21 protein-coding genes and 4 pseudogenes are annotated in these 23,681 nt (G+C 67.7%); 15 read left to right on the top strand and 10 right to left on the bottom strand.

Annotated elements, in window-relative coordinates:
* Positions 1-263 precede the first annotated feature (263 nt).
* Together OG568_RS55525 and OG568_RS55520 are read left to right on the top strand one after the other, a co-directional pair.
* Positions 264-1,547, top strand: coding sequence for a HEAT repeat domain-containing protein (locus tag OG568_RS55525; RefSeq protein WP_329537615.1), 1,284 nt, complete (start codon positions 264-266; stop codon positions 1,545-1,547).
* A 257-nt stretch (positions 1,548-1,804) separates the two neighbouring features.
* Positions 1,805-2,389 (top strand): DUF6417 family protein, encoded by a 585-nt coding sequence (locus OG568_RS55520; protein WP_329537613.1) that lies wholly within the window; start codon positions 1,805-1,807, stop codon positions 2,387-2,389.
* A gap of 148 nt (positions 2,390-2,537) precedes the next feature.
* Here the strand turns inward: OG568_RS55520 and OG568_RS55515 are convergent, their stop codons facing one another.
* Positions 2,538-2,729 carry a hypothetical protein gene (locus OG568_RS55515; RefSeq protein ID WP_329537612.1) on the bottom strand — a complete coding sequence of 64 codons (192 nt, stop codon included), beginning with the start codon at positions 2,727-2,729 and terminating at the stop codon, positions 2,538-2,540.
* Positions 2,730-2,811: 82 nt separating this feature from the next.
* Entirely contained in the window at positions 2,812-3,027 is a 216-nt protein-coding gene (locus tag OG568_RS55510) for a hypothetical protein (RefSeq protein WP_329537611.1), read from the bottom strand.
* A 212-nt stretch (positions 3,028-3,239) separates the two neighbouring features.
* Between OG568_RS55510 and OG568_RS55505 the strand changes: the two genes are divergently transcribed.
* Positions 3,240-3,539 (top strand): transposase, encoded by a 300-nt coding sequence (locus OG568_RS55505; RefSeq protein WP_329537610.1) that lies wholly within the window; start codon positions 3,240-3,242, stop codon positions 3,537-3,539.
* A 343-nt stretch (positions 3,540-3,882) separates the two neighbouring features.
* Here OG568_RS55505 and OG568_RS55500 read toward each other — a convergent pair whose 3' ends face one another.
* The 3 genes from OG568_RS55500 to OG568_RS55490 all read right to left on the bottom strand — a co-directional run bounded on the left by OG568_RS55500 (position 3,883) and on the right by OG568_RS55490 (position 5,870).
* The gene (locus OG568_RS55500; protein ID WP_329537609.1) at positions 3,883-4,656 is read right to left on the bottom strand and encodes a pirin family protein; all 774 of its coding nucleotides are present in this window, start codon (positions 4,654-4,656) and stop codon (positions 3,883-3,885) included.
* A 37-nt stretch (positions 4,657-4,693) separates the two neighbouring features.
* The gene (locus tag OG568_RS55495) at positions 4,694-4,861 is read right to left on the bottom strand and encodes a hypothetical protein (RefSeq protein WP_177324152.1); all 168 of its coding nucleotides are present in this window, start codon (positions 4,859-4,861) and stop codon (positions 4,694-4,696) included.
* A 139-nt stretch (positions 4,862-5,000) separates the two neighbouring features.
* Complete coding sequence (locus tag OG568_RS55490) at positions 5,001-5,870, bottom strand: NmrA/HSCARG family protein (RefSeq protein WP_329537608.1); 870 nt, start codon at positions 5,868-5,870, stop codon at positions 5,001-5,003.
* Positions 5,871-6,053: 183 nt separating this feature from the next.
* On the opposite strand from OG568_RS55490, the gene OG568_RS55485 reads away from it, so the two are divergent.
* The 5 genes and pseudogenes from OG568_RS55485 to OG568_RS55465 form a co-directional block, all read left to right on the top strand.
* Positions 6,054-7,037: a DUF5996 family protein gene (locus tag OG568_RS55485; protein ID WP_266590595.1), complete on the top strand. Its 984-nt coding sequence runs from the start codon at positions 6,054-6,056 to the stop codon at positions 7,035-7,037.
* A gap of 107 nt (positions 7,038-7,144) precedes the next feature.
* Entirely contained in the window at positions 7,145-7,390 is a 246-nt protein-coding gene (locus OG568_RS55480) for a hypothetical protein (RefSeq protein WP_266435830.1), read from the top strand.
* Between the two features lie 519 nt (positions 7,391-7,909).
* Entirely contained in the window at positions 7,910-9,049 is a 1,140-nt protein-coding gene (locus OG568_RS55475; protein ID WP_329531258.1) for an IS630 family transposase, read from the top strand.
* A 212-nt stretch (positions 9,050-9,261) separates the two neighbouring features.
* Positions 9,262-10,424 (top strand): annotated as a pseudogene (locus tag OG568_RS55470) (IS3 family transposase).
* A 260-nt stretch (positions 10,425-10,684) separates the two neighbouring features.
* A pseudogene (locus OG568_RS55465) lies at positions 10,685-10,795 on the top strand (PPOX class F420-dependent oxidoreductase); the annotation flags it as partial.
* Positions 10,796-10,852: 57 nt separating this feature from the next.
* Here the strand turns inward: OG568_RS55465 and OG568_RS55460 are convergent.
* Positions 10,853-13,624, bottom strand: coding sequence for an alpha/beta hydrolase family protein (locus tag OG568_RS55460; RefSeq protein WP_329537607.1), 2,772 nt, complete (start codon positions 13,622-13,624; stop codon positions 10,853-10,855).
* A gap of 106 nt (positions 13,625-13,730) precedes the next feature.
* On the opposite strand from OG568_RS55460, the pseudogene OG568_RS55455 reads away from it, so the two are divergent.
* Both OG568_RS55455 and OG568_RS55450 read left to right on the top strand, forming a co-directional pair.
* Positions 13,731-14,453, top strand: a pseudogene (locus OG568_RS55455) (IS6 family transposase); the annotation flags it as partial.
* A gap of 99 nt (positions 14,454-14,552) precedes the next feature.
* Complete coding sequence (locus OG568_RS55450; protein ID WP_443077982.1) at positions 14,553-14,873, top strand: SMI1/KNR4 family protein; 321 nt, start codon at positions 14,553-14,555, stop codon at positions 14,871-14,873.
* 138 nt (positions 14,874-15,011) lie between these two features.
* Here OG568_RS55450 and OG568_RS55445 read toward each other — a convergent pair whose 3' ends face one another.
* The 3 genes from OG568_RS55445 to OG568_RS55435 form a co-directional block, all read right to left on the bottom strand.
* A complete protein-coding gene (locus OG568_RS55445) occupies positions 15,012-15,584 on the bottom strand; it encodes an NADPH-dependent F420 reductase (RefSeq protein WP_329538295.1) in 573 nt (190 codons plus the stop codon).
* 78 nt (positions 15,585-15,662) lie between these two features.
* Positions 15,663-16,601 (bottom strand): SDR family oxidoreductase, encoded by a 939-nt coding sequence (locus OG568_RS55440; RefSeq protein ID WP_329537606.1) that lies wholly within the window; start codon positions 16,599-16,601, stop codon positions 15,663-15,665.
* A 91-nt stretch (positions 16,602-16,692) separates the two neighbouring features.
* Complete coding sequence (locus OG568_RS55435) at positions 16,693-17,325, bottom strand: NADPH-dependent F420 reductase (protein WP_329537605.1); 633 nt, start codon at positions 17,323-17,325, stop codon at positions 16,693-16,695.
* A 181-nt stretch (positions 17,326-17,506) separates the two neighbouring features.
* On the opposite strand from OG568_RS55435, the gene OG568_RS55430 reads away from it, so the two are divergent.
* Complete coding sequence (locus OG568_RS55430) at positions 17,507-18,418, top strand: LysR family transcriptional regulator (RefSeq protein ID WP_329537604.1); 912 nt, start codon at positions 17,507-17,509, stop codon at positions 18,416-18,418.
* A 745-nt stretch (positions 18,419-19,163) separates the two neighbouring features.
* Here OG568_RS55430 and OG568_RS55425 read toward each other — a convergent pair.
* Positions 19,164-19,775: a TetR/AcrR family transcriptional regulator gene (locus tag OG568_RS55425; RefSeq protein ID WP_030354522.1), complete on the bottom strand. Its 612-nt coding sequence runs from the start codon at positions 19,773-19,775 to the stop codon at positions 19,164-19,166.
* Between the two features lie 144 nt (positions 19,776-19,919).
* Between OG568_RS55425 and OG568_RS55420 the strand changes: the two genes are divergently transcribed.
* From OG568_RS55420 to OG568_RS55405, 4 genes and pseudogenes are all read left to right on the top strand, one after another.
* Complete coding sequence (locus OG568_RS55420; RefSeq protein WP_030354521.1) at positions 19,920-20,654, top strand: SDR family NAD(P)-dependent oxidoreductase; 735 nt, start codon at positions 19,920-19,922, stop codon at positions 20,652-20,654.
* A gap of 32 nt (positions 20,655-20,686) precedes the next feature.
* Entirely contained in the window at positions 20,687-21,307 is a 621-nt protein-coding gene (locus OG568_RS55415) for an NADPH-dependent F420 reductase (RefSeq protein WP_329537603.1), read from the top strand.
* A 252-nt stretch (positions 21,308-21,559) separates the two neighbouring features.
* Positions 21,560-22,087 (top strand): GNAT family N-acetyltransferase, encoded by a 528-nt coding sequence (locus tag OG568_RS55410; RefSeq protein ID WP_329537602.1) that lies wholly within the window; start codon positions 21,560-21,562, stop codon positions 22,085-22,087.
* 120 nt (positions 22,088-22,207) lie between these two features.
* Positions 22,208-23,611 (top strand): annotated as a pseudogene (locus tag OG568_RS55405) (IS1380 family transposase).
* The last annotated feature ends 70 nt before the right edge of the window (positions 23,612-23,681 follow it).

Here is a 23,681-nt window from a genome sequence, read left to right as displayed (position 1 = left end):
GCCTTGTAAAGGATCCGGCGCCGCCCCACCGCCGATGGATCTTGAACGCTCATCGCTGCCGGGGGCGTGCCAAACGATCAGGTGCTTCGTACCTTTGTAGGGTCACAGAGGCTGTGGCCTGTGTTTCTTCAAGCTGTCCACGCCGTGCCGCGCGGCTTCAGTCTTACCAACCGTGTCGTCTCCTGACCGTCTCAGCCGACGTACGGAGCTTAGGCATAGTCTTCGCCCGACTCGTTGTCGGTGGCGTGTGCGACAGTCAGGCGGTGAACAACAGTGAGCGCGGCCTCCTGGAAGGCCTGAACGAGGTGGACTGGGTGGAACTGGGCCACGCGTGCGGCAGGGCCCACGACGTGCCCGGACAGATCACCGCATTGTGCAGTCCCGACGAGGCTGCCCGTGAGGATGCCTTGATGTCCTTGTTCGGCAACATCTTTCACCAGGGCACCCGATACTCCGCGTCACCGTTCGCGGTACCCTTCCTGGCCCGCATCGCCCTGGGCGGCCCCCGCTCAGTCCGCGAGGGGGTGCTGTCGCTGCTGACCGTGCTCGCGATCGACTGGCACGACGAATACGACCTCCCCCAAGGCATCGACATCAAGGCCTGGCGCGCGGCGGCCGCCAAACTGAGCATGGATGAGGCACTGGCCTGGTACGACGAGCGAATAGCCGCCGAGCCGGACGAGGAGGAACGCAACGAGATCAAGGAGACCCGAGCGGAGTGGGCCGCCGGGCGACTGATGGACTCCCGGGCAAGCGCCCTGCTCTCCTACGACGCGGTCCGCGCCGAACTGCCCAGCCTGCTCGCACTCCTCGACGATCCCGACCCCGCCATCCGGACCAAGACCGCCTACCTGTCGGCCTGGTTCCCCGAAGAGGCGGCCGCCATCCTGCCCCTTCTCCTCGACCGCGTGCAGGTCAAGGACTCGGTGACGGTGACGGCCACCGCCCTCGTGGCCGTCGGCCTGCTCGGCGACATCACTCTCACGTCACAGCTCGGCCCTCACCTGGACGCCACGGAGCCCTTGATCCGCTGGGCGGCAGCGACCGCGCTCGCCCGGATCGGCAGCGCCGAGGACGCCACCGGGCTCGGCACCGACCTGACCGAACACGTGATCACCGAACTCGCCGCGGCGGCGGCCGACACCCCGAAGCCGGACATCGGCTACAACGAAGGCGACATCCCCGGCTACATCAGTCGCTCTCTTCTGTCGCTCGCCAACCACGACCGGGAATCCGTGCTCCACGGCGTGGCGGACTGCCTGCCAGCGATGCCCAGCCACCACACGGGGTGGACAGCGAAGAGGGCACTGGCTGTGTCCTTTGCCGAGCCCTTCCACGACGACCTTCCCCCGTTCTCCGAACTCACCGAGGGGCAACAACGCCTCCTCCAGGCATTGGTGACGGCCGGCCCCTGGGGCGGGTATGAGAAGACGTTCGAAGAAAGCCTCCGAAACCGGCAATTGCCCGACACACGGGCGGCTCTGCGTGTCTACGTGGGCCTTCCGGACGATGGTCGCGACGAGAGGAACGAAGGCGCCTGGGGCTGAACGCCTGACGCTGGTTCCGCTGGAAGAGGTGTTGGTTGGTGTACAGGGTGGCGGCTGACTCGCTGCCCGTCGCAGCGCCGCGGTCCCTACCTCCTCAGCGCTTCAACAAGCCTCGGCGTAGCCGTAGCGGCCTCCGTACTCGTAGTAGGCCCGTGTCTCGATGGCAAGGTCGGGGTTGGTCATCCAGACACACGGGACATGACGGGGGAGTGGGATGAGGAACTGGGAGAGAGCACTGTTCGTCCCGGAGGCGCTGTATGAGCGCGGCCGGGCACGGCTGGACGCTGGACACGGAGCTCCTTCCGCCGCATCAGCAGCAGGTGAACGTGCTGGAGAATCAGGGTCTGGTGGAGCTTGCCGGGCGGGAGGACCGCGCGGAGCTGTCGGTTGTGGAGGGTCGGCCCGTGCGGTGGGCGGCCCGTTTGACGCCGTACGGCCACGACACCCTCGTCTACGGCCAGTCCCGGCCCCGGGTCGAGCCTTCTCCCGGTGAGGCGGCCTCGGACCGGCAGGTGGTGGAGCTGATCCCGTCGCAGATGGCGGCGCTGCGGGTGTTTGTTGGCCTCACCGGCCAGCTCCGGGTGCCGCCGGCCGATGGGCTGGGGGAGCAGGTCCGTATGGCTTCGTGTGATCACGGGATCAAGCGGTGGCGGCTGTATCTGACACAGGAGCAGATGGTTTCGGTGGCGTACGGGTTGTGGCTGCACCGGATGACGGGCTCCGCGGCGGAAGCGAACCGTTTCGGCCGTGAGTACGGCGTTGTGTACAGCTCGGCACGGGCCTCGAACAATCCGTCGGCGGCCGGAGGGGCCGCGCGGGGTGGTACGGGGGTCAGCGGGTGAGGGTGACGTGGATGGGCGCGGCCTCCTGCAGACCCTGGCCGTTCGCGCCGCGCTTGTGGGACTGAGCTGCGGGGCTCCCGCGCCGCATGGGCGCGGCCGGTTCCCTCTGGATCCCATGACGCGGCGTGGCCTACGGTCTCGCTGGGGGTCAGCCGATGCCGGTGACCTGGAGTGCGGTGGTCCAGTTGTTTTTGATGGCGCTGCGGGCGACGGACAGGGTGATGGTGCCGTTGCAGACGGCGTTCCTCAGTTTCGTTTCGGTGCCGTCTTTGGTGTAGGCGGTCTTTGTGCCGTAGTGCGGATGTGGAACTGTCCGGGGATTCCTGAGTCGGGAATGCATCATTCCGATGTGCCCGCCGACCGAGCGCCCCGAGAGCGGCAGCCTGGTCGTCCTGTGGCAGATGATCTCGACCGCCGGAGTGTCAGCGGCAGATCCAGTAGCTGTTGCGGGCTGGGTGCGTGCGTCGCTCACCGGTCGTGCGAATCACCACGACGTCGCCGTCCTCGTACGAGATACGGTCGCCCGCCGCAACGAAGACCGGCCCGTCCAGTTCGACCTGGAAGTCGGGGCAGAGCAGGAACCCGCTGAGCAGCAGCATTCGTGGCACTGGGGTGTTCCCGTCGAAGTTCACGCGCATGTGCTGAGCATCCCGGACGACCCACTGCGGCCGCGACGGGTTTCCTTTCTGTCGCGGGACACCGGTGGAGCGGTCGGAGGTGGCAGCATGAAGGACATGTTCTCAGCCCTGGAAGCCCTGACCAGCTGCGATGCAGACCAGCGGGTGAAGCTTCCCCTTGATCGTGGACACCTGGAGACTGGGACCTAAGGTTCCAGAGGAAGTAGCACCAGGTGGGAAGCAAGTACACGAAGCGGTACACAGAGGAGTTCAAGCGGTACGCGATCGCGCTCGTCGACTCCTCGGGCAAGACGGTCACCGCCATCGCCCGGGAGCTCGGCATCAGCTCCGAGTCCCTGCGCGGCTGGTACCGCCAGGCCAAGGCAGACCTGGGCGAGGGCCGCCCTGGCGAGCTCACCACGCAGGAGCGCGAGGAGCTCAGGCGGCTGCGCAGGCAGAACGCCGAGCAGGCAAAGACGATCGAGGTCCTGCGAAAAGCCGCGGTCTTCTTCGCGAAAGAGAGCGATCGGTGAACGATACGTACGCGTTCATCGAGGCGGAGAAGACCAGCCCACAGCGACGCTTCGTCATCTTCCTTTCAGAGGACCTCACGCGCTGCATCGCCTGCATGGGCTGACAGACGACTTCATTGTGTTAGCCGTTGTAAACCTGTCTTGCGTCCGCTGCGCCGCGCGTGCGGCAGACCGTCACCCGTACGTTTCCCCGCCGAAGGTTGGCCGCTTCACACAAAAGCGTGGTCACAACAACTGTGGCGAAGGATGTCTCAGTTGGTGGACTTCGCCTGAACCTGATCAGACGAGCCGACCGCAAGCCACCCGCCGGTAAGCAGGACGTGTCCGGAGCAGGGGCGACCTCTTACCAGCCTTTGACAGTGGCGTGCATTTCCCAGACGAGGATTTCGGCGGGTTCGTCGGCGGTGATCCGCTGGCCTCCGGTCGCGGTGAAGCGCACGGAATCCCCGGCTTCGAGTTTTCCGGATGCTTCCAGCATGACAGTGCCACGGGGCACGAAGAGGTGCAGGAACGGGGCATCTGGAAGGATCACCGAGTCGCCCGTGTTCATTCGTGCCGCGTGCAGTCCGGCGTACTTGTTCTTGATGCGGATCGCCGCGGCGTCGGCATGCCGGTCCATGCCCGAGGCCACGGTGACCAGGCCGCCGCCGTGCAACAGAGCATCGTCGATCTCCAACTGTTCGTAGCCGGGAGTGATGCCCTCCTCGTCGGGAACGACCCACATCTGCACGAAGTGCACAGGGTCGGTGTGGGTGCTGGCGCCCTCAAGTCGCCAGGAGTCGTTCTTCTCCGAGTGCAGGATGCCGGTCCCAGCGCTCATGCGCTGGGCGAGTCCGGGGTAGATCAGCCCGGTGTGGCCGGTGGAGTCCTGGTGGACCAGTGATCCCTGCAGCACCCACGTGACGATCTCCATGTCCTGGTGTGGATGCGTTTCGAAGCCGGTGCCGGCGGTGACGATGTCGTCGTTGTTGACCAGCAGCAGTCCATGGTGGGTGTTCTGAGGGTCGTAGTGGTGCGAGAAGGAGAAGGAGTGCTTGGAATCAAGCCAGGACAGCTCCGTCTTGTACCGTTCCTGGCTGCGGCGGATGTCCACCGTCGGCTGCAGAGCGGCGGTCATCGCATGAGTCCTTTCCACTCCCGGTGTACCGCCGCGCTCACAGCCGCCCCCGTGCGCCGGGCGGAACCGTCACCGCGGGCACAGCGTCGGGCGACACCCGGTCGGCGACGTGCAGTTGTGCACAGTGCTGGTCGGCGATCTCGGCGCAGATGTCGGCCGCCTGCTCGCAGAGGGGGTTGCCGAAGTCCGCGGCGGTCAATGCCATGATCATTTTATAGCGGAGATCATCCATATCCGCCTCCGGAAGTTCGGGGTGTGTCGGCAGCCCTCAGGCTAGGCGCACCCGCGTGCCGTCGCCATCCGTGCGTGGGCCCGTCGCGGGAACAGGCATCGAAGCGGACTGTTCACAGGACAGATCCATAGGCGCCGATTGCCGGGTTGCCCGCCGCCCAGGCGGCGAAGGTCGTCCAGGCGATGTCCGGATACGAGCGGTGCAGTGCGCCGATGTCCACGTTGTAGCCCTCACGGTTGATGAAGTCCCACATGGCGCCCATGTCGGCGCTGCTCTCGTGGACCATGGCAAGAGGGACCTGGACAGGCTCGACGGGGCGGTGCAACACCTTCTGCAGAGCGGCAGCCATCTGCGCAGGGGTAGGAGCGTCGGACGCGGCCTCGATACGGCGGCCGACGTGCCTCTCGCGGTCGGCCACCACGGCCGTCACCAACGCCCCGAGGTCCTGGCGCGCCAACTGCTGCAGTGGCCGGTCCGGCGGAAGCGGAAGCTGCAGCCACCCTTCGCGAATGCTCTGGAGATCGCCGAGGAGGTTGTCGAAGAAGTACGTGGGTGCGATCACCGTCCAAGCAAGGTCCTCCTGGGCGAGGATCTCCTCGATCCGCTGCTTGCTTTCGAAGTGGGGGACACCCGTGGAGCGGTTGGCCGAGGCAACCGATGCGAGGACGAGGTGCGGCAACTCTGCCTGCGCTGCGGCGGCCACGATGGCTCGTCCCTGCTCCACTTCCGCCTGCGGCCCCTCCTCGAAGGGCGTGGTGACCGCGAACGCTGCGTCCACTTCGGCGAACGCGGCCCGCAGGGACGAGGCATCGCCGAGGTCACCAGCCACCACCTCCACGCCGTGCGCGCCCAAGGCGCGCGCCCGCGCACCGTAGGGATCGCGGACCACCGCGCGTACCTCGTGCCCTCCGTCCCTCAGCGCCCGCACCACTGCACCACCCTGACCGCCGGTAGCTCCCAGGACCGCCACGCGTACAGGCATGGACCTCGACTCCTCTGCGATCGGTTCCGACGGAACCAATAGTCTCTCCCCGCGTATCCGGATGCCACCGCCGAGTTCCCTCAGAAGCCGATGCGGCGGCGCTGTCACGTCGCGGGTTCCGGGTGGGGATACGCATGATGGTAGTGAATTCGGGGTTTACCCATTCATCACAGGGAGGCCCTTATGGAACTGTTCCCGCCCTTGGCGTACGAGTCCTGGCGCCCGACCAAGGAGACGCTGCACCGGTTCGCGCAGATCGTCGGCAAAGTGCGCCTGGCATCCTCGCCACGGCGCAATCACTGGTGGAACGTGCCCTCGCATCTGACCGGGCGGGGCGTGACCACTCGGCCGATGGGCCTCACCGATCAGGGCGACTACTTCTGCATCGACTTCGACTTCGTCGACCACCGCCTCGTCGTCACCACCGGCCAGGGCGGCGAGGTCTGGTTCGTACTGCCGGGGCTGTCGGTCGCCGACTTTTATCAGAAGCTGCACTCGGCTCTGGCGGAACTCGGAGTCAGCGCGCAGGTCGCCCGGCCTCGACCCTACGACCTGCCGGACACGGCGCGCCCCTTTTCCGAGGACCACGAACACCGCACCTATGACCCGGCGCAGGTGACCCGCTACTGGCAGATCCTTTCCCAGGTCAACCTCGTGCTGGAGGACTATGCGGCACAGTGGTCCGGCAAGACCAGTCCGGTGCACCACTTCTGGCACACCTTTGACATCGCGGTGACCCGTTTCTCCGAACGCGTCATCGAGCAGCCCGCCTCGGTCGATCCCGTGACGCGAGAGGCGTACTCCCGGGAGGTGATCAGCGCCGGCTTCTGGTTCGGCAGTCCGGACTTTCCCACGCCCGCGTTCTACTCCTACACCGCCCCTGAACCCCCTGATCTGGCCGAACAACCACTCGTGCCCGCGTCCGCGCATTGGCTGCCGAGCAGGGGCAGCCACCTGGCGGTCCTGGACTACGAGGTCGCACGCACGAGTTCTTCACCTCGCGATACCGTCCGCTCCTTCCTGGACAGCGCCTATCACGCGGGTGCCCGACTCGCGGGCTGGGACACCACACGCGGCAACTGCCCCGGCGGCATCACCGACCCGGTCATCACACCAGTCTCCAGGCCGGCAGCGGGCGCATTTCGCGAAGGAGGAAGCCCACCCTGATCCACCGCCCGTGGCGCCACCGCCGAGTCCGTGGAGACCGACCTTCGAGATAGCTGTCCACCACCAATTGGCAGGCGGAACCTGCTGGCCCGCCATACCGTCGAGGAATGAGCGTTTACGTCATTCTGTTGCCGGAGGCGATCGCGGACGTCGATCGCCGTGAAGACCGGGAAGCCCTGGCTATGCCGTATGAAGACGAGCCTGGCGCCGCGGTGTACAAGTATGAGGTTCTGCCCAGTGGTGCCTTGATGGTCTGGCGGACCTTTCCGGACTCTTCGGCAGTACCCGAGGCCACGTTCGGTCCTTCGGCATGGAGCCATGTGCGGGGGTCATTCTTCGGAAGCAACGATTAGCCGTCGGCGGGCACCGCGTACCTCGGTGGCCGAAGCGTCTCCGATCAGCTGAGCGATCCCATGGCAGACGTGGTATCTGACGGGGGATCTGCCCACCGTGGAGGGCTGGCGTGAGCGTGCAGGTGGAACCCCGCGCCCAATGCTGCTCCTCGTGGTCGGTGACCCCCGCCAGGCGGGACACCAGGTCGGCAGCCCAGCCGACACGCTTGGCTAGCTCAGTCCTTTTTCCGGCGGTGGCGAGGAGCCATTCAACGGCGCGGGCCATGACTGATGCCGAGTCTCGCCTGCCTCCTTGGCCCTGCTCTGACCAGCCCGCTCAACTTCGTTGAGGAGGAAGCTCACCGACTAGCTTTCGGTGAGAATGCTCAACTTTCGCCGCGACGGAACAACGGGTCTGGTGCACGATCGGGTGACGTCTGAACGGGCTAGTAGCGTGTCGCTGCTTAGGTATGGGCTGTTTGATTGAGAGGCTTGCGTCTGGCAGATTCCTCTCCCGCTCTGCCGGACAGGACTGGTGCGATGGGTTCGCAGAAGAAGAGGCCGGTGGTGCTGACCGCGCAGGACCGCGAGGAGTTGGTCCGGGTGACCACGACGGGGGTTCATCCGGCCTCGGTAATCAGGCGGGCGAGGGTGCTGCTCGCACTCGACACCTCTGCAGGCGGGATCGGCTCGCAGGAGGTGATCGCGGCCCGGCTCGGCGTCTCCGGTGAGACGTTGCGGCTGGTCGCCAAGCGTTTCACCGAAACCGGTGGCGATGTTCACGCCACCATCGCGCGGAAGAAGCGCGACCTCCCGCCGGTGCCCTCACCGGTGACCGGTGAGGTCGAAGCCCGGCTGATCGCGATGGCGTGCTCACAGCCACCCCAGGGCTATACCCGGTGGTCGCTGCGGCTGCTGGAGAAGCACGTCGCACTGGTCGAGGACATCCCCGATCTGGACCATTCCACCATCGGCCGGGTCTTAAAAACGGAACTGCGTCCTCACCTGAAGAAGTGCTGGACCATCCCACCACGGGCGAACGCGGAGTTCGCGGCCCGGATGGAAGACGTACTGGCCGTCTATGCCCGGCCCTATGACCCGGCACGTCCGGTCGTGTGCATGGACGAGAAGCCCTACCAGCTCCTCGGCCATGTCCGCGACCCGCTCCCGGCCCGCCCAGGTCACGACGCCTGCCAGGACAGCGAGTACATCCGCTGCGGCACGTGCTCGATCTTCGTATGGGTCGAACCCCTGCGCGGGTGGCGTCGAGTTCAGGCACTGTCCCAGAGGACCCGGATCGACTGGGCCGGCCAGGTCAGGCAGCTGCTGAGCGTGGACTACCCCGATGCCGAGACGGTTGTGCTGGTGATGGACAACCTCAACACCCACGGCATCGCCTCACTGTACGAGGCATTCGAACCAGAAGAGGCCTTCGCCCTGGCTCAGCGCCTCGAGATCCACCACACGCCCAAGCACGGGTCATGGCTCAACATCGCCGAGATCGAACTCTCCGCGCTGACCAGGCAATGTCTCGACCGCCGGATCGGCGACCTCGACACCCTCAACACCGAACTCTCAGCCTGGCAGAACGCCACCAACACCGACCAACGTCAGGTGGACTGGCAGTTCACCACCCACGACGCACGCATCAAACTGCGCCACCTCTATCCCAGGAATTAGCTGCGACAGTCTACTAGTGCCGCGGCAGGCAACGTTTGCCCGTCAAGGAGCGGCGTCCGGTGCGTGCTCTCGGCGTGCCGGCCGGAAGTCCTCGTACTGGACGTACTTGGGCTTTCGGCCGGTGCGGCGAGAGGGCGTGCCGGGCGTCGCGACGGGGCGAACGTTGCCTGCCGCGGCACTAGCCCTGTGGGGCGGGTGGGAAGGATGTCGCCGTGCCCAAGCCTTATCCGGAAGAGTTTCGCGAGGACGTCGTACGGGTCGCGAGGAACCGCGGCCCGGGCGTGACGTTCGAGCAGGTGGCCGCTGACTTCGGAGTGCACGCGATGACGCTGTGGAAATGGATGCGTCGCGCGGACATCGACGACGGGACAAAGCCCGGAACGACCAGCCAGGACAACGCGGAGCTACGGGGAGCGCGTCGGCGGATCAAGCTGCTGGAGCAGGAGAACGGGGTCCCGCGCCGGGCCGCGGCCTACCTGTCGCAGGCGCATCTGCCGGGAAAAGGATCTACCCGCTCGTGAGAGAGCTGGCCAGGGGCGGAATTTCCGTCACGGTCACGTGCAGGGTCCTGAAGCTTGCCCGCCAGCCCTACTACCGCTGGCTCGAACGGCCCGTGACCGATGCCGAGTTCGAGCAGGCCACACGCGCGAACGCGTTGTTCGACGCTCACCGCGAGGATCCGGAGTTCGGTACCGATTCCTGGTCGACGAAGCCCGCAGCGCGGGATCCGGCATGGCTGACCGGACCGCGTGGCGGATCTGCCGGGACAACAACTGGTGGAGCGTGTTCGGCAAGAAGCGCGGCTGTATCAAGAAGGTCGGCCCGCCGGTGCACGACGACCTCGTCCGCCGTGACTTCACCGCGACCGGACCGAACCGGCTGTGGCTCACCGATGTCACCGAACACGCCACCAGCGAAGGCACGTTGTATCTCTGCGCGATCAAGGACGTCTTCAGCAAGAGGATCGTCGGCTACTCGATCGACACGCGGATGAAGTCCCGCCTGGCCGTCACAGCCCTGAACGACGCTGTTGCCCGGCGTGGACGCGTCACCGGGTGCATTCTGCACAGTGATCGCGGATCGGTCAGTTTCGGTCACGGAAGTTCGTCCGGGCGCTCGATCGGCACCGGATCGTCGGCTCGATAGGGAGGGTCGGGGCGGCAGGCGACAACGCGGCCATGGAGTCCTTCTTCAGCCTGCTGCAGAAGAACGTCCTCGACCGTCGGGCGTGGGCCACCCGCGAGGAACTGCGGATCGCGATCGTGACCTGGATCGAGAGGACCACCACCGGCGCCGCAGACAAGCCTCGCTCGGCCGGCTGACCCCCATCGAATTCGAGACCGTCATGACCACCCCGGCCCTCCAGGTCGCGTGACCGAACCCGTCACCCAAACCTGCAGCGGACCCTCCAGACGCTCTCGTAACTCACTGACAAAGCCACCGACGGGACGGTTCGAGCCTCATCGAAGTGATGGGTGCCGTCGGCCTGGACGGTGAGACTGGACTGGCACTCAGAGCCGGATGCAGAAGGCTGAACCGCCCAGATCATTCGAGGAGTTCCGTTGCGGACGCCCCGCGTGTTCTTGCTGCCGCGCTCATGGCCCTCGCGGCCTTCGCGCCGTCGGGACGCCGGCCGCCCGCTACCGGCAGCTCCTGGCCCGCAAGTACGGCATCCTCTGCCGGCTCACGCTCTTCGGCAGCAGGCTGCGTCGGGGACTGGATGGGACGGTCGGGATCCGCTTGTGAAGCGCGGGGCCCGGACACACCGGACCCCGCACAAGAGGGTGCCCTCGTACATCGTGCTTACGGCTTGTCTAGCACCGTCCCCGTCAGCACCGGCCTGTCGGGCAGCGGAACGGCGTTTCTGTCGGTCAGTGCGAGGCGCATCGACTCGGTCGGCTCGGCCACCTGGTCCCGCACGGTCGGCACGACGAAGTCCACGCTGGTGCTCCCGGCCGGGATGCTCAGCCACACCCACAGGTGCGCGTCGGACAGCGGCCGCTCGGGGTCGGGCACGTCGCCGGACGAGTCCTTGAGCCACTGCGGGTCCACGTCCTTGGTGGACAGCTCGGTGCCCTCGGTGACCGGAAGCACCCGCACCGCTTGCCCGATGTCCACCGCCGCGGGCGCGTCCATGGACAGCCGCCAGGTCAGCGCCTCTCCCTCGGTCACCCGGTCCGCGACCGGTGACAGGGTGACCACCGGCTCGGGGTCGTCATTCTGGACGGTGAGCCCGCCCCGGGGCTTGCCGACGACGGCGTTGTGGACGGCCTTGACGGCGATGTCGTGCTCTACGTCGTCGCCGTAGGCCGTGTCGCCCTTCACCTCGACTGGCACGTCGATCGGGTCGCTGCCGGGCCGTACGGTCACGAGGCGGTTCTCGGCCCGGCCGCTGTCGGGGTCGAGGACGTACACGCGGACCTGCCCGCTGCCGTGCCCGGAGATCTTGACCGGGATCCGGTAGGTGCGGGTGCCCGAGTCGCCTTCCTTGACGATCGTGCGGCCCACGTCGACACGCGGCAGCGCGGCCGCGTTCACTGCCGGAGTGCCGGGCGCCCAGCCCCAGGCGTCAATCAGCCAGGCCCGCCCGGACGGCGAACGGGGCGTCAGCTCAAGGGACTTGACATGGCTGAGATCGAGGCCGGCCCGGGTCGCGGCCGACAGCGGGACGCGCAGTTCCTGAGCCCAGTAGGAGGCGGTGAGCCCGGAGCCCGGGAGCCCGTCCATCTGGACCGAGCCCAGCGTCCCCCGACGGTTGGAGGAGTCGGTGACGGACACGTCGAATTTCGTGCCGGTCGTGTTCGGCGGTACGAAGACCCGGAGCGCGAGCTTCTGGGAGTCGCGGAGGGAGAGCGGCTTGGCCGGAGTGATGCGCGCGGCCGTGCCCGGCGCGGACCACTTCAGGTCCACCGCGCTGCGGCCGGTCTCCTGTTGCGTCACCCACTGCGCGAAGTGCGGTGACGATCCGAGGGTCTCCGGGTCCAGACAGGCCACGGCCGGGTCGGGGTCGACCGCCGAACACAGCCGGGCGCCGGTCACCTTCGCCCCGCCGTCCGGCAGGAAACCACCGCTGCGGCGGCCGCCGACCGCGTGGGTCAGCACCCGGGCCGGGTCCGCGGACGGGGCCCGCGTGCCGGAACCGTCGAGCAGCGGACGCACCCGGTCGTCCCCGGCGAGGAAGAGCCGGGCCGCGGCGGCGATGTACGTCGCGCCCGCCTTGTGCTGCTGGGCGGCGGTCAGCCGGGTCGCGGCACCCGGCGTGCACACCGGGTCCGGTTCCTCCTCCGGGTCGGTCCGGAAGTCGTCCCTGGCCGGTGCGACGGCCTCGCCCGGGGTCCACTCGCTGTTGAAGTAGTTGTGGTTGGTGCCGACCATGTAGACCGCGCTGTGCAGTGCCGTGCCCCGGCTGATCCCGCGCGTCCCGTCGACGAAGGTCTCGCCCTGCAGGTCCGACACGTCGCCGTCGCAGCCCGGCAGCAGCGTCACGGACGGCACGTCGGCGACTGGATTCTGGCCGAAGATCGTCGGTCCGATGAGCACAGTCCCGCGCACCTTCCAGCGCACCGGGCCCCGGTAGCCGTCCTCGGCGGTCGGCGGCGGGTAGAGGCTGTCCATGGCGGCCCGGTTGACGCCCTCGCCACCCCGCGAGTGGCCGACGAGCAGGACATGGGAGAGGTCCGCCTTCGCCGCCTCGCGTACGACGGTCGGGGCGGAGGAGCGATGGGCGGTCCAGTCGGCCCAGCGGGCGAGGTGCTGCCGTACCAGCGAGGAACGCGCCTGCGCGCCGGCGTCCTCGGCCTCCCAGTCCTGGGCGTTGATGCCGTTCGCCGAGATCGACACCGTCACATAGCCCTGGGAAGCCAGCAGTTGCTGGTCGCGCAGATAGCCCAGGTAGCTCGGGATCGGCTTGTAGCCGTCGGCACAGGGCCAGTCGCCGGTCGCGTCGTCCTCGGAGCCCGGCTTGTAGCAGGTGTCGTGGCGGCCGTGCAGGAACAGCGCGAGCGGCCGGCTGCCGGTGGCACCCTTCGGCGCCACCACCTCGGCGGTCATCTCCACCGGGGTGTCGAACCCGGGCAGGCGCACCAGGTCGAGGTCGTACTCCCCGGCGACCGTGCGGTACGCGCCGGGTTTGCCCGGATCAACGCCGTTCGCCGGCGCCTGCGCGGGCATCCGTGCCACGCGCGAGCCGGACCTGTGCGTGTCGTAGGCCGCCGCGTCCAGCCGGCGTCCCGCAGCCGTCACTTGAAGGTCCGTCAGCTGCTCGGGCCGCGTCTCGCCGAGGGCGAACCGGAAGGTCCGCCCGTCCCTCGCCGGCTTCGGAACCCCGAGCAGCCGGTCCCCGGTACGGAACTCGACCCGCGCATCCCCCATGGGCACGGCCTTCGGCGCACGCCAGACCAGCTCACGCGCCCCACCCTCCCCGTCGATCCGCCACCCCGGCGGAAGTGGTTTGTCGTCCGTCGCGCTCAACAGCCTCGATTCGTGCGGCTGTTCAGCCTGTGCCAGTCCGGGCGAGTCCGCTAGGACCGCCAGCACCGCCACGGCGGTCACACATATTCGCCGGGCTCGGATCAATGATCCTCTCCTCAAAACCCCGTGCGCAGACGTCCCGTCGGTCCCGGGCGCCTCTCGCGTCACCTAGGACGGGGGAGGGCGCTGTCACGTTGGCTGACCGGGTGGGATGATCTTCGGGTTGATCTGCTGGAGGGGGTTATCGGTGGGGAGTGCGTCGCCGTCGTACAGGGGGCACCGGTACCCGGTCGAGGTGATCTCGCACTGTGTGTGGCTGTACTTCCGGTTTCCGCTCAGCTTGCGCGAGGTCGAGGAGCTGATGCTCCAGCGAGGCGTCATCGTCTCCCACGAGACAGTGCGCCGCTGGTGCGCCGAGTTCGGCCAGGCCTACGCGAACGGACTGCGCCGCCGCCGTCCCCGGCCCGGGGACAAATCGCATCTGGACGAGGTGTTCATCAAGGTCAACGGGGAGCTGAAGTACCCGTGGCGGGCTGTCGACCAGGACGGCAACGTGCTCGACATCCTCGTGCAGAACCGGCGGGACAAGGCCGCGGCCCGGCGCTTCTTCCGCCGTCTGATGAAGAGGACGCGTGCGGTGGCGCGGGTGGTCGGCACGGACAAGCTGCGTTCCTACGGCGCGGCCCTCCGTGAGGTCATGTCCTCCGTCGAGCACCGCTCGCACAAGGGGCTGAACAACCGGGCCGAGAACAGCCACCAGCCCACCAGGCAGCGTGAACGCGCGATGAAGGGCTTCCGCAGTGTGGGCGCGGCCCAGCGGTTCCTGTCCGCGTTCAGCGGCATCTCGCCCCACTTCCGGCCCCACCGCCACCTGATGACAGCCTTCGACCACCGAGCCGAGATGACCATCCGCTTCGCCATCTGGGACCAGATCACCGGCACTGCCAGCCGACCCGCCACGGGCTGCACACGGGCCCGGACCGCAGACCCACCACACCCCGACGCACCATCAGACAGTCACGCACCCAACAACGTGACAACGCCCGCCGCTCTTCTCCGTGAGAGCAACGGCATCGAGGGCGAGTACGGAGCCGGTCTGATCTGGCCGGCGGAGCGGATCGTCTCCGAGAACCTCACCATGCGCGAGGACGCCGAACTCGCCACGCTCTACATGCCCTTCGATCCCCTGCTCTTCTTCGCAGATGCAGGAAACGGCGACCTCTTCGCACTCCTTCCGACAATCCGCCGACCCGACGTCTTCGTGTGGAACCACGAAGACGACAGCCGTACCTGGGTCGCGCCAAATCTCGCCAAGTACCTCGAATGGTGGCTGACCGGGCATATCGCGCTGTAGCCATGCGACAAGGCTGAACCGCCCAGGCCATTCGAGGAGTTCCGATGCGGACGCCCCAGCGCGTTCTCGCCGCCGCACTCATGGCCTCGCGGCCGCCGCCGTCACGGGCCAGGTCGGGCAGCTTGCGGGCCTCCCGTTTCAGTGCCGCCCGTACCTGTGCCTGGAGTCGCCACGATCCGGCACGCCAAGATCTGCGGAACGGCGCGGCGCTGGCCCAGCTCGTCGGCGAGGCCCTTGCCCACGCCCAGGGTCACGACGGCACCGAGGACGCCTCAGAGAGCGGTCGGCCGCCCCTGCCGGGAGGGCGAGTGACAGCAGGTGCTTGAAGAAGATGTTGTTGAACGCCTTTACGAGCAGGGCGTCGGGGACGTACCGCAGCAGCAGCTCGCTTGAGGTGAGGGACTTGTTGTCGAGCTCGGGGATGTGCCCGTCACGCTCGGGGCCGTAGTTGCAGGTGTCGATGACCGTCTTCCCGGCCAGTGGCGCGGCGGGCACGTGGGGGAAGGCGCTGACCGGCACCGTGACCACGACAATGTCACCGGCCGTCGCGGCTTCTTCGCTCGTCGCCGCGGACGCCCGCGGCCCCAGTTCCTCGGCCGTGTCCACGAGCGTTTCGGGACCGCGCGAGTTGCTGAGCACCACCTGGTGCCCGGCCCCGACAGCGAGTCGTGCGAGGGTCCTGCCGATGCTTCCGCTTCCGATGAATCCCACAGTCGTCATTATCTCAACGTCCTTCATAAGAGCCGAACTTGCCGGTTGCCGGGTTCGTTTCGATCCCGGTTCCCGCTGTCAGCCGGCGGGGAAATAGTGGCCGTTGTCCATATCGGCGAGCAGGCCGGGCTGGGCGGGTTCCCAGCCGAGGGTCCGGCGGGTGATGAGGTTGGACGCTGGGTAGCTCTGCGTGACGATATTCGTGAGGAACCCGAAGTACCCCGGCGTCATCAGGGCATCGTTGGGAACGCTCACGGCGGGCAGGCCCAGGCGGCTGGCGATGGCCTCGGCGATCTCGCGGAACGGGATGGCCCCGTCCCCAACCGCGTGCCAGTATCTGCCAGCTGACCCCTTCTCCAGCGCCAGGCGGAACAAGGTGGCGGCATCGCGGATGTGCACGGCGTTCCACAGGTTCGCGCCGTCGCCGTGGTAGCCGACGAACCCCTTTTCCTTCGCGAGCGCGATCAGCGTGGGGAGGAAGCCGGCACGATCGGTCGTGCTGTGCGCGATGTTGGCGATCCGCACGACCGAAGACCGCACCCCCTGCTCGGCGAGGTCGACTACGGCCCTTTCCACGGCGTTGCGGATCCGCAGGGTGCCTTTGTGCTCCTCGCCGGCGGGGAGGGCCGGGTCCTCCTCGGTGGCCGGCCGGCCCAGGTGCTGCCCGGGTGAGCCAATGCTCCCCGCCGTGACCAGCGGCTTTCCGGTTCCCGCCAGCGCCTCGCCGTACGCGAGCATGATCGGGAGCTCCGCGGCGGCCACGGCGTCGAGCCCGCCGGAGGGAAGCAGATCCTGCCTGTGCGCGACGTGGATGACGCCGTCGGAGTCCGCGGCTGCCTCCTTGAGCCCGTCGAGATCCTGGAGGTCGCCGCGACGCACCTTCGCGCCGAGCGCGGACACGGCCGCCGCGGCCGCGTCCGACCGGGCCAGGCCGGTGACCTCGTGCCCGGCGGCGATGAGCTCGGGGATGATGTACGAACCGGAATGGCCGGTCGCCCCAGCGACGAAAACGCGCATCTAACTGTCCTTGTGAGGGTAGGTGCAGGGTCTTTTCGTGCCGTAAGTGAACTGGCGTAATGCGGCACGAGAGGTAGTGGTAGGGGTGCGCTCACCCGAGAAGGGTGATGCCGAGGGAGAAATTGGTGTGCTTGACGGAGTGGTTCATGAGGCCCAACTCCAGCAGGCCGACGTTCTCCAGTGCCCGCGCCATGGACAGCTCCCCGGTGTCCCAGGGGCGCAGCCCCAAGCTCTCGACGAACGCCGACACGCGTGCCTTCGCCTGCGCGTCGTCGCCGGCGATGAACACGTCCAGAGGGCGGCCCTCGGCCGGGCCGGCCGCCAGAACGTGGGAGAACACAGTGTTGAACGCCTTGACGACATGGGCGTCGTCGGGAGCCGCCTTGGCGATCTCCTGTGCGCCGGAACTGCCGTCGGGGACGACGAAGCCCTGCAGGTCGGGGGCTACGGGGTTGGCGATGTCGATGATGACCTTGCCGCGCAGTGCGTCCCCGTACTCCTTCACCACCGCCGCCGCGCCAGCGTACGGTGCGGCGAGGATAACGATGTCCCCGGTCGGGGCGGCCCCGGCCGTCCCGACCGTGGCGCCGCCGAGCGTGGCGGCCAACTCCTTGGCCTTGGCCGGGTCGCGGCCGATGATCTCGACGGCGTTGCCGCCGGCGAGCGCCCGGCCAGCCAAAGCACGGGCCATGTTTCCCAGTCCGATAATGCTGATGCTGCTCATCGGTGTTCCTGCTTTCCGGGCTTGGACCCTGCTGTCAACTTCCAGTGTCGAATTCTTGGGTCGAATTCACTTCGGCGCCCTTAAGCGCCTGTTTTCAGGCTGCCATCGGGTCTGAGTGGGTGTCCAAGACCTCTTGAAGCTGTGGTGATACCTTGAAGGCATCACCGGGCCGGGAGGTGCCATGGATCTGGATCTGCGCAAACTGCGTTACTTCGTCGCCGTGGCCGACCGGCTGCATTTCGGCCGCGCCGCCGATGAGCTCCATATCGCGCAGCCGGTGCTCAGCCGGCAGATCCGCGTGCTTGAGCAGGATCTCGGCGTCTCGCTGTTCACCAGGGATCGCCACGGCGTAGAGCTGACAGATGCGGGCCGGCAACTGCTGGCCGACGCCGGTCCGCTGCTCGCCTCAACCCACGCGGTCCGCCGCCGGGTGTCCGCGGCCGCCCGCGGCAAGCGGCGGCTGATGGTCGGTTTCCGGGCCGGCATCCCGGTCATCCCGGCGGCGCGGGCGTTCGAGGACCGGCACCCGGACGTGGTCGTGGACGTGCAGCGGATCGAAGGGGACGACCAGGCTGCGATGCTGCTCGACGGCCGCATCGACGTCGGCTATGTGCGGCTGCCCATCGACGAGGCCGGCCTGCGCGTCACCCCGCTGTACACCGAGCCGCGGGTAGCGGTGCTGCCCGCCGGACACCGGTTTGCCGGCAAGGAGGAGGTCACCGAGGCCCACCTGGCCGGCGAACCGCTGGTCTGGCACGGTGACCCGAGCACGCAGCCCACCAAGCGCCCGTTCCCCAATGCCGGGTACGCGGTGCGCGGGGTGGACGAGACGCTCGAGCATGTCGCGGCCGGACGGGGCATCTCCTTCCTGGCCCGTTCGGCGTCCGTGTTCTACTCGCATCCGGACGTCGTCTATGTGCCCATCCCGGATCTGGCGCCCGACCAGGTGTGCCTCGCGGTGGCGGCATCGCACACCTCGCTGGTAGTGGATGACTTCGTCACTGCGGCTCAGTCGACGGCCGAGATCACGGCAGAATGTGGGAACTATGAGATGTGGCAGCTTGGAGGCGATGCCGTCACAAGGCACGCTTGAGCAGTTCGACTGACTCCGTTCATCATGCGCTGAAGAGTGAAATGGCCTGACGGAGTGGTGCTGTTGCGGCTGACCTCTGAGACGGTTCCGTTCTTCGGCCAGCAGTTGTCTGAGGGGGCCCGGAAGCACCTGAGACCGACTGGAAGTAGGTGCTGCGGACGCGGCTCAAGTCGGCTGATCGCTCTGTCGTCGGAGCGGAGCCGTTCGCCGACGGTCTGCCGTTCGTAGCGTCGGGAGTCGGTCCCGGGGATCCAGAACCCGACGGCGGGTTCCAGCCGGACGTGTTGGCTGCCCGCCTGTTGGCCTTCGTTTCGGGCTGGCGTGGCCGAGATGGGCCGCTCACTGATGATCAGCGTGAATGGTTCAGCTGGCTCGGTCCAGAAGTCAACGCCGTGCTGCCCCGCGGGAGAGCGCCGCGGTGGAGTGGATGAGGGCGATGGCAAGTCTCCAACCTCTGCCAGCTGCGTACGAGTTCTTCATGCGCCACCGCGTACGGACGTATGTGATCAGCCGTCTGTTCGAACCGGCGGCGCGTCAGCGCCCTGGGCCGAGACGACGGCCTCGAACTCCTGCAACCTTCGAGGGTCGCCATTCCCCGGCGGCTTCTGCTGCGGCCTTCAACAGGCGGGCGGGGCGGCCAGTTCCGTAAAGCCTGCAATGCCAGGTGCCGGGCGGCTGGTATCGCGTGCCAGCCGGTGCAACCGCGTGACCGGTAGTGCGTCCAGCCCGGCCGCGATGGTCCACGTTAACTCGACACTTCCTCCCGTCGTCGGTCATCGCTGGCTGTGGCGGGGATGGCGTTGTCGATGAGGACGGCGGCGATGGCGGCGGCGGTGGGGAAAGCGTCGGCGTTGAGGACCCGGGTGCGGGCCGCGGCGCCGTCGATGAGCAACGCGAGCTGCTCACCGAGCTGTTCAGGGTCGGCGGCGCCGGCTTCGCGGGCGGTGTCGGCGAGCCGCGCGGCGACGGCTTCCTTGTAGTCGCGCGCGTACTGGGATGCGGGGTGCTGGGGGTCGTGAAGTTCGACGGCGGCGGCGATGTAGGGGCACAGGGGGGTGGTGGGGGGGATGTCGAAGGCGGCGAGGAGCCGTTCGCGGGGCGTGAGGTCGGTGCGGTCGAACACGCCGGACAGAACGGAGGGGTCGAACCGGCGCAGGTACTCGGCGACGAGTTCGTCCTTGCCGGTGAAGTGCTGGTAGGCCGTGCGCTTGGACACCTGGGCCGCCGCGCAAAGCTGGTCCATGCCGGTGCGGTTGATGCCCTGCTCGCGGAACAGTTGCTGGGACGCGCTGATGATGCGCTCGCGGGCGCCCCGGCCGCGGCGGCGGCCCGTGGGGCCCTTCTCCAACTCCGTCATGGCTCCATCGTACCGCAGCTAGGTAACGACCGGTGTACATAGTTTGCGCCCCGGCGGCCCGCCCGATACCGTAAGCACACAGGACGGTGTACATAATGCCGTCGCCCCAGGTACACACGGCACCACCGACTCAAGGGAACAACTATGGGAAAGCTTGACGGCAAGGTCGCGGTCATCACCGGCGGCACCACCGGCATGGCGCTGGCCGGCGCGAAGCTGTTCGTCGACGAGGGAGCGCACGTCTTCATCACCGGCCGCCGCCAGGACGCCCTGGACGAGGCCGTGAAGCAGATCGGCCGCAACGTCACCGGCGTCCAAGGCGACGCCGCCGACCTGGATGACCTGGACCGCCTGTACGACACCGTCAAGCGGGAGAAGGGAAGCCTCGACGTGCTGTGGGCCAGCGCCGGAGGGGGCGAGCCCGCCCCGCTCGGCGAGATCACCGAGGCCCACTTCGACGCCGCGTTCTACCTCAACGCCCGCGGCACCCTGTTCACCGTCCAGAAGGCCCTCCCGCTCTTCAACGACGGCGGTTCCATCCTCATGACCGGCTCCAACGCCTCCCTTGGCGCCTTCCCCGGCTGGAGCGTCTACGCCGGCAGCAAGGCCGTCCAGCAGGCCTGGGCCCGCGTCTGGCTCAACGAGCTCAAGGACCGCCGTATCCGCGTCAACGTCCTGACTCCCGGCCAGGTCGCCACCGCTAAGCAGGAAGAACTCTTCGACGAGGCCACCAAGCGCCAGTTCGAGTCCCTCATCCCCCGCGGCCAGATGGGCCGCCCCGACGAAATCGCCACCGCCGCCCTCTTCCTCGCCTCCGACGACTCCAGCTACGTCAACGGCATGGAACTCGTCGCCGACGGCGGCACCACCGCCATCTAAACCGAACAACCACAACCAGGGCGGGACATCTCATGAGCAACATCAGCATCATCGGCACCGGGAACATGGCCCGCACCATCGGCGCGCGGGCGATAGCGGGCGGCAACACCGTCGAGGTCATGGGCCGCGATCAGTCCAAGGCCGCTGACCTGGCCAAGGCTCTCGGCGGCGCCACGACGGGAGAATGGGGCACCGCCCCGGCCGGGGACATCGTCATCGTGGCCCTGCTGTACGACGGCGTCGTGCCGGTCGTCGCCCAGTACGGAGACGCTCTCGCAGGCAAGGTCATCGTCGACATCAGCAATCCCTTCAACTCCACGTTCGACGGGCTAGCCCACCGCGAGGAAACCTCGATCGCGCAGGAAGTCACTAAGGCCGCCCCGGCCAGCGCCAGCGTGGTGAAGGCGTTCAACACCAACTTCCGCCATGTCCTGGAGAAGGGTCGGCCCGACGTCTTCATCGCTGGCGATAATGCGCAGGCCAAGGCAAGTGTGGAGGCGTTCATCGAGACCCTCGGGCTGCGCCCGCTGGACGTCGGCGGCCTGAAAATGGCGCACTGGTTGGAAGGAGCGGGCGTGGTCACAGTGGGCCTCGCCAACCACGGGGTGGGGAACTTGGACTTCGCCCTCAGCATCACCGAACTTTCCGTCTGAGTTAACCTCGCCGTTTCGGTTGAGATGAGGCCGGGAGCGGAGAGGAAATGCGAAAGTGCCTTCTGGGCTGGGACGATGAACCTTGTCGAGGGGTTCTGTCGGTCCAAGCGGCAGGCACTTTCTGCGTGCAGGGTATCGAGAACATGAGCTGCGCGATCGACTCGATCCTCCGGCGGGCGTAGAGTGCGGCGGCGTGGGCACCCTCGCATAGGCTGGGCGTCTCATCAGACGCACCGCGACGAGGATCAGCCCATGCGCAGCGGCACCAGGATCCGCCTGATCGAGCCCGCCGACGCCGCCCCGATAGCCGCGCATCGGGTGCGGGACTTCGAGGCTTTCCGGCGGTGGGAACCGGCCCAGCCGGCCGACTTCTTCACCCCGGAGGGCCAGGCGGAGCGGATCGACAGGCTGCTGGCCGGATATCGGGCCGGCACGGTCTGGCCGGGCGTGGTACTCGCCGACGACCAGGTGATCGGGCAGGTCACCGTCGGAGGCATCCTGCCGCAGCCGCACCTGCGCCGCGGCTCCGTCGGATACTGGATCGCCGGCGTCGCCCAGAATCAGGGGCACGCCGGGCACGCCGTCGGGCTTGTACTCCGGGTGATGACGGACGAACTCGGGTTGCACCGCGCCGAGGCGTCCACCAATCTGGAGAATCTGCCGTCGCAGCGGGTGCTGCGCCGCAACGGGTTCAGCCCGTACGGCGTCGCGCACTCCTCGATCTTTCTCGACGGGAGCTGGCGGGACGGGCTGCTGTGGGAGCGGGTCCTCGGCGACTAGCCTCGCCGTTTGGGTTGAGATGAGGCCGGAAGCGGGGAGGAAATACGAAAGTGCCTTCTGAGCTGGGACGATGAACCTTGTCGAGGGGTTCTGTCGGTCCAAGCGGAAGGCACTTTCTGCGTGCAGGGTATCGGTTCTCGTCCCAAGCTCCACGTCTCCACTGACGGTTCGGGGGTGGTCGGGCACGCGGGCGCACGTTTGCTGGCGGATCTTGCCGATGCCACCGGTCTGACCACCGCCTACTCCACTGCGCTCAGGCCGTTGCGACCGCGTGGCACCGGGCACGATCCAGGTCGGACCTTCACCGATCTCGCGGTGATGCTCGCCGACGGCGGTGAGGCGATAGCGGATCTGGCCGTGCTGCGGGACCAGGGCGAGGTATTCGGACCGGTCGCCTCCACGCCCACCGCCTGGCGGTTGCTCGCCGACACCCACGGGGCAGTACTCGCTTCGCTGCGAGCGGCCCGCGCCTCAGCCCGGGAAGTCGCCTGGATGCAGGCCGCCGAGACCGGCCACGGCATCCCCGCCGTCCAGGCCGACGGACGAGAGCTTCCCGGCCTGGTCCTGGACCTCGACGCCACGCTGATCACCTCCCACTCGGAAAAGGAACAGGCCGCGCCCACTTACAAAGGCGGCTTCGGCTTTCATCCGCTGCTGTGTTTCCTCGCGAACACCGGCGAGGCCATGTCTGGCCGACTGCGGCCCGGCAACTCCGGAGCCAACACCGCCGCGGATCACATCGCGGTGCTGGACGACGCCCTCGCGCAGATCCCCGACGCTCACCGGTACGGCACCCAGATCCTGGTCCGCGCCGACAGCGCCGGATCCGCGAAAGCCTTCCTCACCCACATCCGGACCTTGCGCGAGCACGGGTTGGACCTGTGGTTCTCGGTCGGATACGCGGTCACCGAGCCAGTCCGTCGTGCAATCCGCTCAGTGCCCGAAGCTCTCTGGCATCCCGCCCTGGACCAGAACGGGACACTGCGAGACGGCGCCGAGGTCGCCGAACTGACCGGCATGTGACCTCGCTGGTTACCCGGTCGGCACCCGCATCACCGTGCGGCGCGAACGACCGCACCCCGGCGCCCAACTGTCCCTGTTCGACCACGACGAGGGCCTGCGACACCAGGTATTCCTTACCGATACCCCTTACTCCGGCGGCGGCTCCGTACAGTTCCTCGAGGTCCGCCACCGTGGGCACGCCACCGTCGAGGACCACATCCGGTGCGGCAAGAACACTGGCTTCGGCGGCTTCCCTTCCCGTCATTTCGACGTCAACGCCACCTGGCTTGAACTCAGCCTCACGGCGATCGATCTCCTCGCCTGGGCTCGCGTCCTCCTGCTGGATGGCGAACTCGCCGCCGCCGAACCCAAGAAACTTCGCTACCGGCTGCTACACGTTGCCGCCCGCCTCACCCGCGGTGGACGCCGCCTCCGCCTGCGGATCTCGGCGACCTGGCCTGGAGACACGAACTGGCCACGGCTTTCCACCGCCTCGCCGCACTGCCCCGACCGGTTGACTGACCTGCGGCCCCCGCCCACCCACGATCCGAAGGACCCGGAGAACCCGACCATTGCGCCGGGACTCCACCAT

It is taken from the genome of Streptomyces sp. NBC_01450 (genome assembly GCF_036227505.1).
In the GTDB taxonomy this organism is placed as follows: Bacteria; Actinomycetota; Actinomycetes; order Streptomycetales; family Streptomycetaceae; genus Streptomyces.
The sequence above is the reverse complement of the archived record's forward strand: the minus strand, read 5'-3'. Positions and strand labels throughout refer to the sequence as shown.